The sequence below is a fragment of the Microbispora sp. NBRC 16548 genome, from assembly GCF_030268985.1.
GTDB classification, from domain to species: domain Bacteria; phylum Actinomycetota; class Actinomycetes; order Streptosporangiales; family Streptosporangiaceae; genus Microbispora; species Microbispora catharanthi.
The window spans coordinates 72,506-87,737 of sequence record NZ_BSSF01000016.1 but is presented as its reverse complement, the minus strand read 5'-3'; the positions used below and the strand labels follow the sequence as shown (position 1 = coordinate 87,737).

Sequence of the window (15,232 nt, the reverse complement as noted above, 5' to 3'; positions counted from 1 at the left end):
CGAGCCTTGTCTCCAGGGGTCACCAGCGGACCGGGACCTCGCGCAGGCCGCCGACGGCCAGCCCCTCCACGCGTTCCAGCTTCTCCACCGGCACGGCCAGCTCCAGCGTCGGCAGCCTGCGCAGCAGCACCTCCAGGACGACCTGCAGCTCGGTGCGGGCCAGCGCCTGCCCCAGGCAGGAGTGGGCGCCGGAGCCGAAGGCCAGGTGGGGGTTCGGGCTGCGGGTCAGATCCATCTCGCCGGCGTTCTCGAACGCGGTCTCGTCTCGGTTGGCGGCGGCCATGCTGCACACCACGGTCGTGCCGCGGGGCAGGACCGCCCCGCTGACCTCGGTCTCCACGTTGAGGTAGCGGGGCAGGCCGAAGCCGGAGTTGGCGTCGAAGCGCAGCGACTCCTCCACCGTGGTGCGGATCAGCGACGGGTCGGCCAGCAGCCGCTCCCACCGGGAGCGGTCGGCCAGCAGCATGGAGACCAGCTTGCCGATCATGTTGGCGGTGGTCTCGTGCCCGGCGACCAGCAGCGCCATGCCGGTGACCAGGATCTGGATGTCGGACAGCCCGCCGTCTTCCGGGCCGCCGGCCGTGATCAGCTCGCTCAGCAGGTCGTCGCCGGGCTCGGCGCGCTTGCCGGCGACGAGGTCGGACATGTACTGGAAGAACTCGGCCTGGGCGGCCTCGATTTCGGCCTTGCCGTAGCGGGTGAGGTTGAGCAGCGTGTCGGACCAGTAGGAGAACCGGTCCCGGTCGGCGGCGGGCACGCCGAGCATGTCGCAGATCACGTAGACCGGCAGGGGAAAGCCGAGGCCGGCCCTGAGGTCGCCCGGGGCGCCGCGCTTGACCATGTCGTCGATGAGATCCTCGGCGATCCGGATCATGGCGGGCCGCATGGCGTTCATGCGCTTGGCGGTGAACCACTTGCCGACCAGGCGCCGCCAGCGCTGGTGCTCCTCGCCGCTGTCGGGGATGATCGTCGCCATCTCGCTGCTGAACACCCCGCCGCCGTCCGCCGACAGCCGGGCCGCGTCGGGCGCGTTGAGCTGGCGGGTGAAGCGCGGGTCGGCCAGCACCTGCTTGACGTCCTCGTAGCGGGTCAGCAGCGTCGCCCGGTCGCCGCTGGGCAGCGTGACGTGGGCCACCGGGCATCGGGCACGCAACTCGGCCCACTCCGCGGGCGGGTCCAGCGCCGCGTCGTTCGGGATCGGGTAGCTCAGGACCTGTTCGTTGACACTCATTCGGCATCTCCTCTTATGGATGGTCGGTCGCCGTGCACCCCAGATCGGAAGGACGGCAGATCGGAAGGACGGCGCCCATCACGTATGCCCGGATTGGTGTGAAGGCCGGTCGTACCGGTGCCCGTCTGCATGCAAACTCCCGGGCGTCTCAGGGGCAGATGTCATAGGGGCGGATATTTCAGGGGCGGATGTCTCAGGGGTGGGCGGCGACCGTGCTCACGGCGTGCGCCCGTGCGGCTCGTCGCCGACGAGCGTGATGACGCCCCGGTAGCCGGTCCTGCGCAGCGCCTCGGCGGTGCTCAGCCCGCCCACCGAGGCGCCGACGATCACAACCCGGTTCACGACTGCCCCAGCGTGTTCATCGCGTTCCCTCCGACAGCCGGTGAGACACCCGCGCCCGGTTCAACCGGACAACTGTGTCCGGAACACCGTAGCCCGCCTGACAGAAATATGTCGAGTGAAGACGAGTGAGATGTCGAAAAATCGGACATCGATGTCCGGTTGCTATCCTGGCCGCATGGCTGTAGCGCGCCGGACGAACAGGGGACCCAGCGCCGCGGCGGGCAACCGGGCGGCGCTGATCGCGGCGGCCCGGGAGGTGTTCGCCGCCGCCGGGTACGACGCGCCGCTCAGCGCGGTCGCCCGCACCGCAGGGGTCGGCCAGGGCAGCCTCTACCGGCACTTCCCCGACCGCACCAGCCTCGCCCTGGCCGTGTTCGAGGACGGCGTCGCCGAGCTGGAGGCGCTGGCCGCCGAGCCCGGTGCGACGCTCGACGACCTGCTGACTCTGATCACGGAGCAGACCATCGCCTCGACCGCGTTCATCGAGATGGTCAGCGCGTACGGCGACGACCTGCGGATCATCGCCGTACGCGACCGCGTGGCCAAGGTGCTCGACGGCAAGCTCGCCGAGGCCCGGCGCGCGGGGCACGTCCGCGCGGACCTCACCACCGAGGACCTGATCCTGGCCGTCGGCATGTTCGCCGCGGTCCTCACCATGAGACCGGCGCCGGCCAGGCGCGTCGCCGCCGCACGGGCGTGGGCCCTGCTGCGCAAGGGCATGGACGCCTGACCGGGCGGTCCGGCGAGAACCGAGCGAACCACACTCGGCCGCGCGGCGCGTAAGCGCATCTCCTCGGGACACGACAACGGGGAGGCGCATGGAGGACGGGTGGACTCGATCATCAACTGGCTCTGGGGCCTGTCGGGCACGGTGCTCTACGCGGTCGTGGCGGCGCTGGTCTTCGCCGAGGACGCGCTGTTCGTGGGCTTCGTCGTGCCGGGGGAGACGGCCGCCGTGCTGGGCGGCGTGCTCGCCGGCCAGGGCAGGCTGTCGGTGTACTGGCTGGGGCTCGTGGTGACGCTTGCCGCGATAGCCGGCGACAGCGCGGGCTACTTCATCGGCCGCCGCCTCGGCCCCGGCGTCCTCGACGTACGGGTTCTGCGCCGCCGCCGCGACCGTGTGGAGAGGGCCCAGGCGCTGATCCGCCGGTGGGGCCCTCAGGCGGTGTTCTTCGCTAGGTTCGCCGCGTTCCTCCGCGCCTTGATGCCGACTCTGGCCGGGGTCTCGCGCATGAGCTACCGGCGGTTCTTCCTGTTCAACGTCCTGGGCGGGGTGCTCTGGGGAGTCGGTTACACCCTTCTGGGCTTCTTCGCCGGGGCGGCGTACGAGCAGGTGCAATCGGCCGTCGGCGGTGTGGTCGCGGCCGTTCTCGCCGCGGTCGTCGTGACCGCCCTGGTCCTGTGGCGCGTCCGGCGGCACCGCAGAGGCTCCTGCGAGCACGGGAAGTCCGGCCACTGAGCCCCTGGCAGGGGGACCTACGAGCGGCGGTGCGGCTGACTGTCGGTCCCGTCTGACAGGCTGGTTCGCTCATCCGTGATCGCGTGAAGGGGGATCGCGTGGCCAACTGGCGTGAAGTCGCCGAATCGGCGCCGGAGTTCGCCGCCCTGGTCCGGGAGTCGTTCGAGTCGCACAAGCACAAGACCATCGCGACACTGCGTAAGGACGGTTCACCACGGGTCAGCGGCATCGAGGCCTACGTCGTCGGTGACGAACTGTGGTTCGGATCGATGCCTGGTGCTTTGAAGGCCCGCGACCTGCGGCGTGATCCGCGCTTCGCTCTGCACGGCCCTCCGGTTCTCCTCGGCGCCGGCGATTCCGCGGGCTCAGCGGGAGGTGACACGAAGCTGTCCGGATATGCGGTCGAGGTCACCGACCGAGACCGGATCGCGCCGATGCTGGCCGCGCGCGGCTTCGGTCCCGATGCTTTCAGCGAGTCCCATTTCTTCACGGCCGACATCCGCGAGGTCGTGTTGACGCGGATCGAGGGTCCTGCCATGGTCATGGACCTCTGGCGGCCCGGGCAGGGACTCCGCCGCCTCGAGCGCGTCTAGCAGGTGATCGCCTCGGCGGCCCGGACCGCGCCGGCCATCCGGCGCAACCGCTCCGGGGACGTCTCCTGACGCAGCCGGAGGAACTCCTCCTGCTCCTCGTGCGTGGCGTGGTCGACGACCGCCTTCTCCAGGGCGGCGAGCCGGGTGTCGAACTCGGGGTGGTCGACGCCTAGGTCGTACAGGTCGGACAGGGCGTGCTTCGCCTCGTCCTCCTCGTGCAGCCGGGCCTCGACGACCTCGTCTCCCGCCTTCGACCGCGCCGCCGGGTGCACGACCTGCTCCTCGGCGGCCTCGTGCACCGCCAGCAGCCGTACGAGGTCGTTGAACAGCTCACGCCTGCGCTCGCCCCGCGCGGCGGCGACCTCCGCGAACATGGTCTTGATCTGGTTGTGCTGCGCCAGCAGCAGGTCGATGACGTCCTGTTCTGTAGCAGTGGTCACTTTTGTCACCTTTCGACTCGGAGACTTCGACCGCCTGCCCGGCATCGGCTGCCCTACACCCGGACGTTCTCGTTGAGCCGAAGGGCGCCGCGATGCGTCATAGAGAGCATGAGGATTTCGCGTATCGCGCTGCTGCCGCTGGCGGCCCTGTCCGTGCTGCCCGTCACCGCTCCCGCCGAGGCGGCCACGGCACACAGGAAACTGCTGGTGGAGTTGCGGGAGGAGGGCGGATTCGCCGGGCTGCACAATCGGGTGGCCGTCTACACGGACGGCTGCGCCGTGCTGAGCCGTCGCACCGGACCCACGGTCCGCAAATGCCTGACCGCCGCGGAGTGGCGCGGCCTGCGCGGCTCGCTGAAGCACCTGCGGCTCGGGCGCTCCGAGTCCCAGCCGCCGGGGGCCGACTTCATCGCCTACCGATTGGCCTACAAGGGACACCGGGCGACCCGGTACACCCTGCCCCCGACCTGGCAACCGGTCGTGAGCAGACTGGAGAAGGTCCTGGTCAAATACTGGGCGCCCAACTGACCATCTCGGCTCAGCTGCGCAGGTAGGAGGCGCCGTTCAGATCGACGATCGTGCCGCTGGCCCACTCGGCGTCCGGTGACGCCAGGTAGAGGACGGCGGCTGCGATCTCCTCGGGCCTCGCCACTCGCCCGAACGGGCTCTGGGCGCGGATCTCGTCGCCGCGCGGCGCCTTGAGATGCTCGTCGGTCATGTCGGTCTCGACGAAGCCGGGCGCCACGGTCGTCACGGCGATGCCGAGGGGCGCCAGGGCGATGGCGAGCGACTGGCCCAGCGCGTTCAGGCCCGCCTTGCTGGCCCCGTAGGCGGGACTGTCCGGTTCCCCGCGGAAGGCGCCGCGCGACGAGACGTTGACGATCCTGCTGCCCGGAGCCATGTGCCGTACGGCGTTCCAGGTGACGTTGGCCGGTCCGACGAGATTGACGGCCAGCGTCTCGCGCCACACCGTCTGCCACTCCTCGTACGAGGTCTCCGTGATCGGGTGGTGCACGAAGACCCCGGCGTTGTTGACCAGGACGTCGATGCCCCCGAGCGCGGCCGCGGCCTCCTCGACCATGCGCCGCGCGTCGGCGGGATCGGCGACGTCGGCCTGGACGACGGCGTGGCCCTCTCCCGGCAGTTCGGCACGGACCCGTTCGGCCAGGTCGGGGGAGCCGCGGTGATGGATCGCGACGCGGTCGCCGGCGGCGGCGAAGGCCACCGCGATCGCCCGTCCGATCCCGCGCGACGCGCCGGTGACGAGGACTGCTCGCTCACTCACAGGGGGAGACTATCGTCCCTTTCGTCCGGTCACGGCTCCTGGCCGAGGGTGTGTACGGCGACCTCCAGCCGGTCGGCGAGCTCGGCCACGCCGGTGCCGTACGTCTCGACCACGGTGACGCCCCCGCGGTCGATGTGGAAGACGGCCAGGTCGGTGTAGAGGCGGCTCACGCAGGCCAGCCCGGTGAGCGGGTAGGTGCATTCGGGGACGAGCTTGGGCGTGCCGTCCTTGGTGAACAGCGTCATCATGACGAACACCTGCTTGGCGCCGGTGGCCAGGTCCATGGCGCCGCCGACGGCGGGGATGGCGTCGGGAGCGCCGGTGTGCCAGTTGGCCAGGTCGCCGCGTTCGGAGACCTGGAAGGCGCCGAGCACGCACACGTCGAGGTGGCCGCCGCGCATCATCGCGAAGGAGTCGGCGTGGTGGAAGTAGGAGGCGCCCGGCAGCTCGGTGACGGGCATCTTCCCGGCGTTGGTCAGATCAGGGTCGATCTCGTCGCCGTGGGCGGCGGGCCCCATGCCGAGCATGCCGTTCTCGGTGTGCAGGACGACCCCGGAGCCGGCCGGGAGGTGGTCGGCGACCGTCGTCGGCTGGCCGATGCCGAGGTTCACAAAGGCACCGGGCGGGATGTCCCGGGCGACGAGGGCGGCGAGTTCGTCGCGGCCGAGCGGGTCGCGGCCCAGGTGTTCGACGGTCTTCACAGTGGTTTTCACGACGTCGCCTCCGTCGCGCTCAGGTCCAGGATCCGGTCGACGTAGATGCAGGGGGTGACCACGGCCTCGGGGTCGAGCTCGCCGGTCTCGACGACGTGGTGCACCTGCGCGATCGTCAGCGTCGCGGCGGTCGCCATGACGGGCCCGAAGTTGCGCGCGGTCTTGCGGTAGACGAGGTTGCCCATCCGGTCGCCGACGTGGGCGCCGATGAGGGCGACGTCGCCCTTGATCGGATATTCCAGCACGTGGTCGCGGCCGTCGATGGTGCGCGTCTCCTTGCCCTCGGCCAGCGGCGTGCCGACTCCGGTGGGGCAGTAGAAGGCGCCGATGCCGGCCCCGGCCGCGCGCATGCGCTCGGCCAGGGTGCCCTGCGGGACGACCTCCAGCTCGATCTTCCCCGCACGGTAGAGGCCGTCGAAGACCCACGAGTCGCTCTGGCGGGGGAACGAGCAGATCATCTTGCGTACCCGCCCCGCGGCGAGCAGCGCCGCCAGGCCGGTGTCGCCGTTGCCCGCGTTGTTGCTGACCACCGTCAGGTCGGTCGCGCCCTGCCGGATCAGCGCGTCGATGAGCCGTACGGGCATGCCGGCCATCCCGAAGCCGCCGATCAGGACGGTGGAGCCGTCCGTGACGCCCGCGACCGCCTCGCCGGGGTCGGTGAACACGGCGGTCATGACGCGCTCACGTTCTCGAGCACGACCGCCAGCCCCTGGCCGACGCCGATGCAGATCGCGGCCACGCCCCACCGCTCGCGCCGTTCGCGCAGCACGTGGGCGAGCGTGCCGAGGATGCGGCCGCCGGAGGCGCCCAGGGGATGGCCGATGGCGATGGCGCCGCCCCTGGTGTTGACGATCGCGGGATCGACCTTCCAGGCGTCCAGGCACACCAGCGACTGCACGGCGAACGCCTCGTTCAGCTCGACCGCGCCGACGTCGTCCCAGCCGATGCCGGCCCGGCGCAGCGCCTGGTTGGCGGCCTCGACCGGCGCGTAGCCGAACATCTGGGGTTCGAGCGCGCAGGCCCCGCGACCGGCGACACGGGCGATCGGGTCGGCGCCGATCCGGTCCGCGGCGGCCTGCGAGCCGAGCACGACCGCGGAGGCGCCGTCGTTCAGCGGGGAGGCGTTGCCGGCCGTGATGGTGCCGTCGGGGCGGAAGGCCGGTTTCAGCCCGGCGAGGATCTCCGGAGTCGAGCCAGGCCTGATGCCCTCGTCCCGCGCCAGGGCGGCGCCTTCGACCGGGACGACCAGGTCGTCGTAGAAGCCGTCGTTCCAGGCCGCGTCGGCCAGCACGTGGGACCGCGCGGCGAAGGCGTCCTGCCGCTCGCGCGAGACGCCGAACCTCTCGCCGAGCTGCTCGTTGGCCTCGCCGAGGGAGACCGTCCACTCCTTCGGCATGCGCGGGTTCACCAGCCGCCAGCCGAGGGTGGTGGAGACCGCGGTCACGTCCCCGGCGGGGAAGGCCCGGGAGGGTTTGGGCAGCACCCAGGGGGCCCGCGTCATCGACTCCGCGCCACCGATGACGACGACGTCGGCGTCGCCGCTCTCGACGGTCCGCGAGCCGATCATGGCGGCGTCCAGGCTCGACCCGCACAGCCGGTTCACCGTGGTGGCCGGCACGGTCACCGGCAGCCCGGCCAGCAGCACGGCCATCCGGCCCACGTTGCGGTTGTCCTCACCCGCGCCGTTGGCATTGCCCCACACCACGTCGCCGATCTCCGCCGGGTCCAGCCGCGGGACCTTGGCCAGGACGCCGCGTAACGCGGTGGCCGCCAGGTCGTCCGGGCGGACGCCCGCGAGCGCGCCGTTGAACCTGCCGAACGGCGTACGCGCCGCGGCGTAGACGAAGGCCGAGCCCATGACGTTCCCTTCTTGTTCGCTATGCGAACGTAGGTTCATTTTGCGAACACGACGAGCATAGTCCATGCGGTCGACGCGAGGATCGGCGCCACAACGATCTCCAAGTGGTTCACAAGGGCGACCCGCCACGCTGGCGCGGTCGATGTGGTGACGACCCTTGAGAGAACCATCGTGATGACAGTAAACGTGACCGGGAAGTTCGCCGTGGGCGCGGCCGTCGCCCTGACCATGCTGATCGCGCAGCCGTCGATCGCCCAGCCCGCCGATGCCGCGACGACCTACAGCAGCCCGTGCCAGGGGATCCGCGATTGCTTGGGAGAGATGCAGAGCGGCGAGGGATGGATGATCGAGACCCCTGTGAAGAACTGGAAGCGGGTGGTCTACCAGTTCAAGCACCTGAAGAAGAGCGAGAAGAGGGTGTGCGCCCACGAGTACCCGCGCCTGACCATGTGGATCAATGATCCGAACAGCAAGCGCCACAAGACGGTCGTCATCAAGGCGTCCGGCAAACTTCCCCACCGCGCCTGCTTCTACTAGGGAACGGTCTAACCTGGGGTGATGTCGGTTGACGGTACGGCGGCATATGCCGATGTCACGGGGTTGCCTCCGCTGGTCGGGCGTGCGGTCCAGGTAGCCCGGCAGGCGGGCTTCGCGCCTTCCTGCCGGCCTGAGCAGGGGCGGCTGCTGTACGCCCTGGCGGCCGGCGCCGAGACGATCGGGGAGACCGGCACCGGGTGCGGAGTGGGCTTGGCATGGCTGGCCTCGGGCGCCCGCCCCGGGACCCGGCTGGTCAGCGTCGAACAGGACGCGCGCCGAGCCTCACTGGCCGCCCAGGTCTTCATCGATCACCCGCAGGTCTCGGTCATCTGCGGTGACTGGCGGGAGATCCATCGGGACGGGCCGTACGACCTGCTCGTGCTCGACGGCGGCGGCCAGGGCAAGAGCGGTGAGCAGCCGGCCGACCCGCACCGGCTGCTCCGGCCGGGAGGCACGCTGGTCGTCGACGACCTGACCCCGGCTCGGCACTGGCCGCCGCGGTTCGGCGGCGCCGTCGACCAGGCGCGGATGCACTGGCTCGGCCACCCGGGGCTGGACGCGGCCGAGCTTCGCCTCGCGCCGGATCTGGCCGCGCTCGTGGCCACGCGCCGTTTCGCCGAGACGTCCGGCACGACGGATCGCTGACGGTCAGGCGCCCTCGGCGGAGTCGCGGCGCCGGTAGGCCGCCGGGGTCAGGGCTTCGTGGCGGTGACGGGCTCGGCGGGGACGTCGTGATCGGCCGTACGGCCCGCCGGGCGTGCGGGGAGAGCCAGGGTGACAGCGGCGGCGACGAGGGCGGCGGCGCAGCCGATCAGCATCCCGGCGCGGAAACCGCCCTCCGACGGCAGGACGTGCCCGCCCAGCCGGATGGTCATCTGCGACAGGACGACGCCGACCACCGCGGCCGAGACGGTGGTGCCGATGGAGCGCATCAGCGTGTTGAAGCTGTTGGCGGCGGCGGTCTCGGAACGGGGGACCGCGGCCATGATCAGGGCGGGCATCGCCCCGTAGGCCAGGCCGACGCCGATGTTGCACACGCAGGTGACGATCAGCAGGCCCCAGGTGGAGCCCAGCAGGACGGTCGAGGAGCCGTACCCGAGCGCCATGACCAGGCTGCCGGCGATCAGGGTGACCTTGGGGCCGCGGGCGGCCGACAGGCGGGCGCCCAGCGGCGAGACGGCCATCATCATCAGGCCGGAAGGAGCCATCCACAGGCCGGCCGCCAGCATCGACTGGCCCAGGCCGTAGCCGGTGGCCGCGGGGAGCTGCAGGATCTGCATGACGATCAGCGCCTGGGCGTACATCGAGATACCGACCACGATCGAGGCCAGGTTGGTCAGCAGCACCTGCCGCCGCGCGGTGACGCGCAGATCGACCAGCGGGTCGTTGACGCGCAGTTCCCACCAGCCCCACAGCAGCAACACGACCAGCGCCGCGGAGAGCAGGCCGAGTGTGGTGCCGCTCGCCCAGCCCCAGTCGGCGCCCTTGGAGACGCCCAGCAGCAGGCACACCAGCCCGGCGCCCAGGCCGAGCACACCGGCGACGTCGATCCGGCCGGAAGCCCGGGCGGGCGTGGCCGGGACCAGGAGCCAGATCAGCACCGCGACCAGCACGCTCAGCACCGCCGAGCCCCAGAACAGCGCCCGCCAGCTCGCGTACTCGGCGACCGCCGCCGCGATCGGCAGACCGAGCGCGCCGCCGATCCCCATGGACGAGCTCAGCAGCGCGATGGAGGGGCCGAGCCGCTCGGGCGGCAGCACGTCGCGCAGGGCGCTGATGCCCAGGGGGATCATGCCCATGCCCATGCCCTGCAGACCTCTTCCGATGACCATCGGGGTTAGGGAGCCCGCCAGCGCGCAGACGACGCAGCCCGCGATCAGCGGCGCCGAGCAGACCAGCATCATGAGGCGCTTGCCGTACAGGTCGCCGAGCCGGCCGGTGACCGGAGTCGTGACCGCTCCCGCGAGGAGCGTGACGGTGATCACCCAGGAGGCGTTCGACGCGGTGGTGCGCAGCAGGTTCGGCAGATCGCCGATCAGCGGCACCACCAGGGTCTGCATCAGCGAGGCGACGATGCCGGCCACCGCCATCACGCTGACGATGCCGCCGGGGCGAGCGGCGGACGTGGAGCCTCCCACGTGGGTCTCCCTCGAATCGATGGGCAAAACGATGTGCACCCTACACACCATGTGTTACACGCACAATTCGTGTAGGGTGCACATATCTGTACGAGAAGGAACCGGCATGGACAAGCCCACGCATCTCATCGAGTTCGAGACCATGCTGCTCGGGCGGCACCGGCACCTCGACCGCAGCGCCTACCTGCTGCTCAATCGCATCCACGCCACGGGCCCGATGTCCATAGGCCAGCTCAGCGACGCCTTCGGGCTGGACGTGTCCACCCTCAACCGGCACACCTCGGCCCTGCTGCGGGCCGGGCTGGTGGAACGCATCCCGGACCCCGGCGGCGGCATCGCCCGCAAGTTCCGCCTGACCGAGGAGGGCGAGCGGTGGCTGGGTGAGGAGCGCGAGAAGAACATCCTCGGCCTGGAGAAGGTGCTGGCCGGCTGGACAGCCGAGGACGTCACGGCCTTCGCCGCCTACCTGAGGCGGTTCAACACCGACATCGAACACCTCGCCGGACGGCCCTGGCCCCGCCCCTAGCAGCCGTGCGGCGGACTCGCAGGCACCGATCTCACTCGCCGGGAAAGCCGGTCAGTTCCTCGACCGCCGTGTCCAATGACCTGTCGACGCCGTTGCCGACCATCTTCCGGTACGCCGGGTCGCCCGCCGCCGCCAGACGCCGGATGCCGTCGGCGGAGGCGCTGACCCGCTGGCGGACGGTCTCTATGAACCGCCCGGCCGGGCCGTTCCAGCCGTAGGCGTCGAGGAACAGCCGCAGTCTCCGGGGCCGCTCGGCGAACGCGGTGAACCCCTCCGCCGCCACGACATGGCGGGCGTGGAGCGGCACCCAGGAGAAGGCGGTGAAGGCGAGGTCCCACTCGGGGGTGACCGGACCGGCGAAGTCCCAGTCGAAGAAACCGATGAGGCGCCCGTCGGCCCACGCCGCGTTGTACGGCGCCGCGTCGTTGTGGCCGACGACCAGGCCGGGCCGCCAGGTCCCTCCTTCGCGCCAGACCGCGTCCGGCGGAGGGACGAAACCCGCGACCGCGGTGTGGAAGTTGCGCAGCCAGCCGGCCACCTGACGGAGCGCGTCGTCACTGTGCACCCACGCGGGCCACGGCCGCGCGGTCCCGACCACCTCTCCGGGCAGGTACGAGAGGACCTCCCGCCCCTGGTCGTCGAACCCTCGTGCACGCGGGGCCCGGTCGAAGCCGACGTCCTCCAGATGCCGGAGCAACGCGTGCACGGCAGGCGTCCAGAGCCCGGGGACACGGCGGACCGTGTCGCCGACCCGGACCGCCCCATTTGTGTTCCCGCCGGGAAGACGTCGCTCTTCGATCATGCGTCCATGATGGCCCCCCTGACCGCCCCGCGGGCCCTGACGACTGTCGGGACAGAGTGCGTTCGTGAGCCGGCAGGGTCACGTAGGCGATGGGGCCGCCTGACGTGGACGGAAGGGGCTTGCCGAGAAGGAGTTCGGCGATCACCCACGCAGTGCTGGGCGCCGGGCCACCCTATCGATCAAGCAGGGTGGCGAGGAAGTCCTGCGTCCTGGCGTCGACGGAGTAGACCGCCGTGCCGATCATGCCGCGGGTGAGCAGCACCTTGTAGGTGTTGCGAATCAGCCGGTCGGCCTGCTCGTCCGTGACGGACTTCTTCGTCAGCGCCGGGTCCGCGCTGGCGCCGCGCACGGTGATCAGACGGCCGTCCCGATGAACGAGGTCGGGTCCGAACACGACGCCGTTCCAGTCGTACTCGAAGCCCTGGGCGGTGTACACGCAGCCGACCTGCTCGAAGCCGCCCGGCATGGTGGCCCACAGCGCGCTGGGAGGGGCGTCGCCGACGGCGCGGTCCCCCTTGACGTTCCACGGCTTGGACCAGCCGTCGATCCGCACGTCGGAGACGAGGCGGTCGCCATCAGGGTCGCTCCATCGCCAGCAGAAGCCGGCCGTCATCCGTGCCGAGTAACCGTCGTCCAGCTTCCCCCGCAGCAGTCCCTCCAGCTCGTACGGCGAGTCGGCGAGGGTGACCTCGAAGTGGGGGTCGCCGGTCCACGGCTCGGGTTCTTCACCGTTCAGGCCGAGCAGTCGCAGCACCCATTCCTCGTACGCGCGGCTGCCGCCGCAACGGAACTGGGCGTCGAGATCCACCTGCTGCACGGCCAGACCGCGGGCCTGTGCGTGCGCCCTGATGTCGGCGACGGTCCCGGTCTCGCCCGGCCGCACCACCTGGTGTTCGTCGAGGAGGAAGACGGGGACGCGGGCGGCGCTCATCAGCTCGTCGAGCTGGGACCGCCCCGTCCGTGCGGCGGCCTTGGTGAAGCGGTTCGCCGAGGTCTCGCGGATCCGGTGGGCCTCGTCGCAGATCAGTACGTCGAGGTCGTTCGGCTTGGCGGTCATGAAGTTGTTGAAGTACTTGAACATCGCCTTCGTGCGCGTGGATCCCCTGGCCACGTGGCGGCGCATGGTCTCGGTGAAGGACCGCGATCCGGTGGCGTGGTGTGCCGGATAGCCGCGCTCGGCGAGTTCGCCGAGCAGAGACAGAGCGATGACGCTCTTGCCCGAGCCGGGACCGCCGGTGACGATCACGACCTCCTTGGAGTCGGCGGCCCTGGCCTTCTCCACCGCGTGCAGCACAATTTCGTACGCCAGGCGCTGCTGGTCCAGCAGGACGAACCGGTCCCGATGCTTGATCTCGGCCGCGGCCACCTTCAGCAGTTGCTTGGACGGCCGGATCGCCGACGCAAGCAGCCTGTCGGCGGCGCGCGCACCGGGTTCGGGCGCGAACTGCGCGCGCAGGTAGTCGACGAACCGACCGCGACGGCTCTGGCTGAACAGACGGGTCCGCTCGTCCTCCACGCGGTCGTAGAGGTCGTGGATGTCCGGGTCGTTCGCGTTGTGCAGGTAGGCGACGCCACGGACGGCGTGACGGCGGTGCTCCAGGGCGCCGACGAAGTCGGCGAGGTAGTCGCAGTAGCCGTGCACCTGCAGGACCGGGTGAAGTCTGGGGTCGTTGCCCATGCCGGGGACGAGAACGAGGTCGGCGTCCTCTTCGTACAGCTCGGCGTGGCTCCACTGCTTGAGCTCCACGACGACGTACGCGTCGTCGCCGCTGTGCCGGTCCACGCCGGCGAGGATCACGTCGGCTCGCTTGCTGGTGAGCGGTAACTGGTATTCCAGCAGCATCTCGACGCCGCCGAGCCCTGCGTCGACGAGGTCGCGGGCGAGAACGGGCAGGCTGCGGTCCCAGGATCTCCGCTCACTCGTGCCGGGGTTGACGCCCTGGGTGATGCGAAGTTGTTCGGCGATCACCTCGCTGAGCTTCCTCTCGGGTACGGACGCGAGCTGAAGCAGACCTTCCGCGGAGTGCCGGACGACGGCCACGAACTACCCCCAGGCAGCACGAGAGACTCGTGCGGTATGGGGGCGTGTCCGCTCTCAGGCAAGGAGCGGAAGCCCGTCGGGCCGCATCACCAATACGTCCGGAAGATTACAACGATCCACGCGACATGATCCCGGCGATGCGTGCGTCTCATGCCGTTTGCGCCGAATCAGGTGGCGGGGTCAGCAGCCGGGGTACTTGTCGCGGTCGAGGCGGCCGCCGGTGAACTGGGTGGTGAAGTCGTCGGCGAGCTCGATGACGGTGTCCCTGCCCTCAAGCCGGGACACCCAGCGCCCCGGGAGGGCCGCGTCGCCGTACACCGTGCCGAGGAGGTTGCCGCAGAGGGAGCCGGTGGAGTCGCTGTCGCCGGAGTGGTTGACGGCCAGCAGCAGTGCCCGCTCGATGTCGTCGCCGCTCGCCAGCGCGCAGCAGACCGCGATGGCGAGCGCCTCCTCGGCCACCCACCCGCCGCCGAGCGTCTCCACCGCCTCGGGCGACGGCTCCGCCGCACCGGCCAGGGCGACCGCCGCCTCGATCGCGGCGGTGGTCTCCTCGTGTGCGGGCCGCTCGGCGAGCAGGCCGAGGGTGTCGTGTACGGCCGTAGCGAGCGGCGTGCCCTGGGACAGGAAGCAGACCAGCGCGGCGAAGGCGCCGGCCGCCAGATAACCGGTGGGGTGCCCGTGCGTGATCTGGGCGCAGCCGGCCGCGAGCGTGAAGGCCGCCCGCGGGTCGCGGGTGGCCAGTCCGAACGGGGCGGAGCGCATCACGGTGCCGCAGCCCTTGGAACCGGGGTTGACCGGCCCGGGCATGCCGGGGGCCGCGAGCGGGCCGAGGTCGGCGCGCAGGCCGGACACGCAGGCGTTGCCGGGCGCGCGACGGGAGTAGAGCCAGGTCTGCTCGCGGAGCCGGCCGGTGCGGACGAGGCCGTCGGCGGGCGGCGGCACGCGGTGCTCCTGCGTGTCGAGCCAGCGCAGGTAGGCGTGGCGACCACCTGCACCTCACCGCCGCCGATGCCTTTCTCCCTGACGCGCACGTCGGCGCGGATCAGCCCTTCGACGGTGAACAGCGTCATCTGGGTGTCGTCGGTGACCAGGCCGGTCTCGCCGCGCCAGTCGGGCGCCAGGTCGGTCAGCCCCGCCCTGCCGTGGTCGCGGCGGATGGAGGCGATCGAGTCGAACTCCACGGGCGCGCCGAGGGCGTCGCCGACGGCGCCGCCGAGCAGGCAGCCGCGTACTCGGGCCCCGAACGGAATGTCGCCCGTTTCGGCAT

General features: G+C 70.9%; 18 protein-coding genes and 1 pseudogene. 7 read left to right on the top strand and 12 right to left on the bottom strand.

Translation table 11 applies throughout. From position 1 onward, the window contains the following. Positions 1-19: 19 nt before the first annotated feature. A complete protein-coding gene (locus QSK36_RS34810) occupies positions 20-1,231 on the bottom strand; it encodes a cytochrome P450 (RefSeq protein WP_285785327.1) in 1,212 nt (403 codons plus the stop codon). Between the two features lie 216 nt (positions 1,232-1,447). Next, positions 1,448-1,573 carry a hypothetical protein gene (locus QSK36_RS34805; RefSeq protein WP_285785326.1) on the bottom strand — a complete coding sequence of 42 codons (126 nt, stop codon included), beginning with the start codon at positions 1,571-1,573 and terminating at the stop codon, positions 1,448-1,450. 175 nt (positions 1,574-1,748) lie between these two features. On the opposite strand from QSK36_RS34805, the gene QSK36_RS34800 reads away from it, so the two are divergent. The 3 genes from QSK36_RS34800 to QSK36_RS34790 all read left to right on the top strand — a co-directional run bounded on the left by QSK36_RS34800 (position 1,749) and on the right by QSK36_RS34790 (position 3,625). Continuing rightward, positions 1,749-2,303: a TetR/AcrR family transcriptional regulator gene (locus tag QSK36_RS34800; protein WP_183533078.1), complete on the top strand. Its 555-nt coding sequence runs from the start codon at positions 1,749-1,751 to the stop codon at positions 2,301-2,303. 99 nt (positions 2,304-2,402) lie between these two features. After that, positions 2,403-3,032 (top strand): DedA family protein, encoded by a 630-nt coding sequence (locus QSK36_RS34795; protein WP_285785325.1) that lies wholly within the window; start codon positions 2,403-2,405, stop codon positions 3,030-3,032. A 98-nt stretch (positions 3,033-3,130) separates the two neighbouring features. Further along, on the top strand, positions 3,131-3,625 hold the full coding sequence (locus tag QSK36_RS34790) for a pyridoxamine 5'-phosphate oxidase family protein (protein WP_285785324.1): 495 nt from the start codon (positions 3,131-3,133) through the stop codon (positions 3,623-3,625). On the opposite strand, the gene QSK36_RS34785 is transcribed toward QSK36_RS34790, so the two are convergent. After that, positions 3,622-4,065, bottom strand: coding sequence for a hemerythrin domain-containing protein (locus tag QSK36_RS34785; RefSeq protein WP_285785323.1), 444 nt, complete (start codon positions 4,063-4,065; stop codon positions 3,622-3,624). The genes QSK36_RS34790 and QSK36_RS34785 overlap by 4 nt on opposite strands. A gap of 108 nt (positions 4,066-4,173) precedes the next feature. On the opposite strand from QSK36_RS34785, the gene QSK36_RS34780 reads away from it, so the two are divergent. After that, on the top strand, positions 4,174-4,593 hold the full coding sequence (locus QSK36_RS34780; protein WP_183533070.1) for a hypothetical protein: 420 nt from the start codon (positions 4,174-4,176) through the stop codon (positions 4,591-4,593). Positions 4,594-4,603: 10 nt separating this feature from the next. Here QSK36_RS34780 and QSK36_RS34775 read toward each other — a convergent pair whose 3' ends face one another. From QSK36_RS34775 to QSK36_RS34760, 4 genes are read right to left on the bottom strand one after another with little or no spacing between them, the layout of a single operon-like run. Further along, positions 4,604-5,350 carry an SDR family NAD(P)-dependent oxidoreductase gene (locus tag QSK36_RS34775; RefSeq protein ID WP_183533068.1) on the bottom strand — a complete coding sequence of 249 codons (747 nt, stop codon included), beginning with the start codon at positions 5,348-5,350 and terminating at the stop codon, positions 4,604-4,606. Positions 5,351-5,379: 29 nt separating this feature from the next. Beyond that, positions 5,380-6,063 carry a 3-oxoacid CoA-transferase subunit B gene (locus QSK36_RS34770; RefSeq protein ID WP_285785322.1) on the bottom strand — a complete coding sequence of 228 codons (684 nt, stop codon included), beginning with the start codon at positions 6,061-6,063 and terminating at the stop codon, positions 5,380-5,382. Next, positions 6,060-6,737, bottom strand: a complete 678-nt coding sequence (locus tag QSK36_RS34765) for a 3-oxoacid CoA-transferase subunit A (RefSeq protein WP_285785321.1) — start codon at positions 6,735-6,737, stop codon at positions 6,060-6,062. Before QSK36_RS34765 ends, QSK36_RS34770 begins: the two co-directional genes overlap by 4 nt. Continuing rightward, positions 6,734-7,921: a thiolase family protein gene (locus QSK36_RS34760; RefSeq protein ID WP_285785320.1), complete on the bottom strand. Its 1,188-nt coding sequence runs from the start codon at positions 7,919-7,921 to the stop codon at positions 6,734-6,736. The genes QSK36_RS34765 and QSK36_RS34760 overlap by 4 nt, the downstream gene beginning before the upstream one ends. A 174-nt stretch (positions 7,922-8,095) precedes the next feature. Here QSK36_RS34760 and QSK36_RS34755 point away from each other — a divergent pair, with 174 nt between their 5' ends. Together QSK36_RS34755 and QSK36_RS34750 are read left to right on the top strand one after the other, a co-directional pair. Then, on the top strand, positions 8,096-8,458 hold the full coding sequence (locus QSK36_RS34755) for a hypothetical protein (RefSeq protein WP_285785319.1): 363 nt from the start codon (positions 8,096-8,098) through the stop codon (positions 8,456-8,458). A 21-nt stretch (positions 8,459-8,479) separates the two neighbouring features. Further along, positions 8,480-9,103, top strand: coding sequence for an O-methyltransferase (locus tag QSK36_RS34750; RefSeq protein ID WP_285785318.1), 624 nt, complete (start codon positions 8,480-8,482; stop codon positions 9,101-9,103). A gap of 47 nt (positions 9,104-9,150) precedes the next feature. Here the strand turns inward: QSK36_RS34750 and QSK36_RS34745 are convergent, their stop codons facing one another. Continuing rightward, positions 9,151-10,596: an MFS transporter gene (locus tag QSK36_RS34745; protein ID WP_352241433.1), complete on the bottom strand. Its 1,446-nt coding sequence runs from the start codon at positions 10,594-10,596 to the stop codon at positions 9,151-9,153. Between the two features lie 106 nt (positions 10,597-10,702). Between QSK36_RS34745 and QSK36_RS34740 the strand changes: the two genes are divergently transcribed. Beyond that, entirely contained in the window at positions 10,703-11,122 is a 420-nt protein-coding gene (locus QSK36_RS34740; protein ID WP_183533054.1) for a MarR family winged helix-turn-helix transcriptional regulator, read from the top strand. Between the two features lie 31 nt (positions 11,123-11,153). Here QSK36_RS34740 and QSK36_RS34735 read toward each other — a convergent pair whose 3' ends face one another. From QSK36_RS34735 to QSK36_RS34720, 4 genes and pseudogenes are all read right to left on the bottom strand, one after another. Next, a complete protein-coding gene (locus QSK36_RS34735) occupies positions 11,154-11,924 on the bottom strand; it encodes a phosphotransferase (RefSeq protein WP_285785317.1) in 771 nt (256 codons plus the stop codon). A gap of 172 nt (positions 11,925-12,096) precedes the next feature. Continuing rightward, positions 12,097-13,965 (bottom strand): DUF2075 domain-containing protein, encoded by a 1,869-nt coding sequence (locus tag QSK36_RS34730; protein WP_285785316.1) that lies wholly within the window; start codon positions 13,963-13,965, stop codon positions 12,097-12,099. 180 nt (positions 13,966-14,145) lie between these two features. After that, the gene (locus tag QSK36_RS34725) at positions 14,146-14,907 is read right to left on the bottom strand and encodes an ADP-ribosylglycohydrolase family protein (RefSeq protein WP_285785315.1); all 762 of its coding nucleotides are present in this window, start codon (positions 14,905-14,907) and stop codon (positions 14,146-14,148) included. A 131-nt stretch (positions 14,908-15,038) separates the two neighbouring features. Next, positions 15,039-15,146 (bottom strand): annotated as a pseudogene (locus QSK36_RS34720) (hypothetical protein); the annotation flags it as partial. Positions 15,147-15,232: the final 86 nt, after the last annotated feature.

Coding starts and splice junctions, on each gene's coding strand:
- QSK36_RS34760 (WP_285785320.1), bottom strand. CDS start 7,921: ATGGGCTCGGCCTTCGTCTACGCCGCGGCGCGTACGCCGTTCGGCAGG.
- QSK36_RS34735 (WP_285785317.1), bottom strand. CDS start 11,924: ATGATCGAAGAGCGACGTCTTCCCGGCGGGAACACAAATGGGGCGGTC.
- QSK36_RS34780 (WP_183533070.1), top strand. CDS start 4,174: ATGAGGATTTCGCGTATCGCGCTGCTGCCGCTGGCGGCCCTGTCCGTG.
- QSK36_RS34765 (WP_285785321.1), bottom strand. CDS start 6,737: ATGACCGCCGTGTTCACCGACCCCGGCGAGGCGGTCGCGGGCGTCACG.
- QSK36_RS34810 (WP_285785327.1), bottom strand. CDS start 1,231: ATGAGTGTCAACGAACAGGTCCTGAGCTACCCGATCCCGAACGACGCG.
- QSK36_RS34750 (WP_285785318.1), top strand. CDS start 8,480: ATGTCGGTTGACGGTACGGCGGCATATGCCGATGTCACGGGGTTGCCT.
- QSK36_RS34740 (WP_183533054.1), top strand. CDS start 10,703: ATGGACAAGCCCACGCATCTCATCGAGTTCGAGACCATGCTGCTCGGG.
- QSK36_RS34755 (WP_285785319.1), top strand. CDS start 8,096: ATGACAGTAAACGTGACCGGGAAGTTCGCCGTGGGCGCGGCCGTCGCC.
- QSK36_RS34800 (WP_183533078.1), top strand. CDS start 1,749: ATGGCTGTAGCGCGCCGGACGAACAGGGGACCCAGCGCCGCGGCGGGC.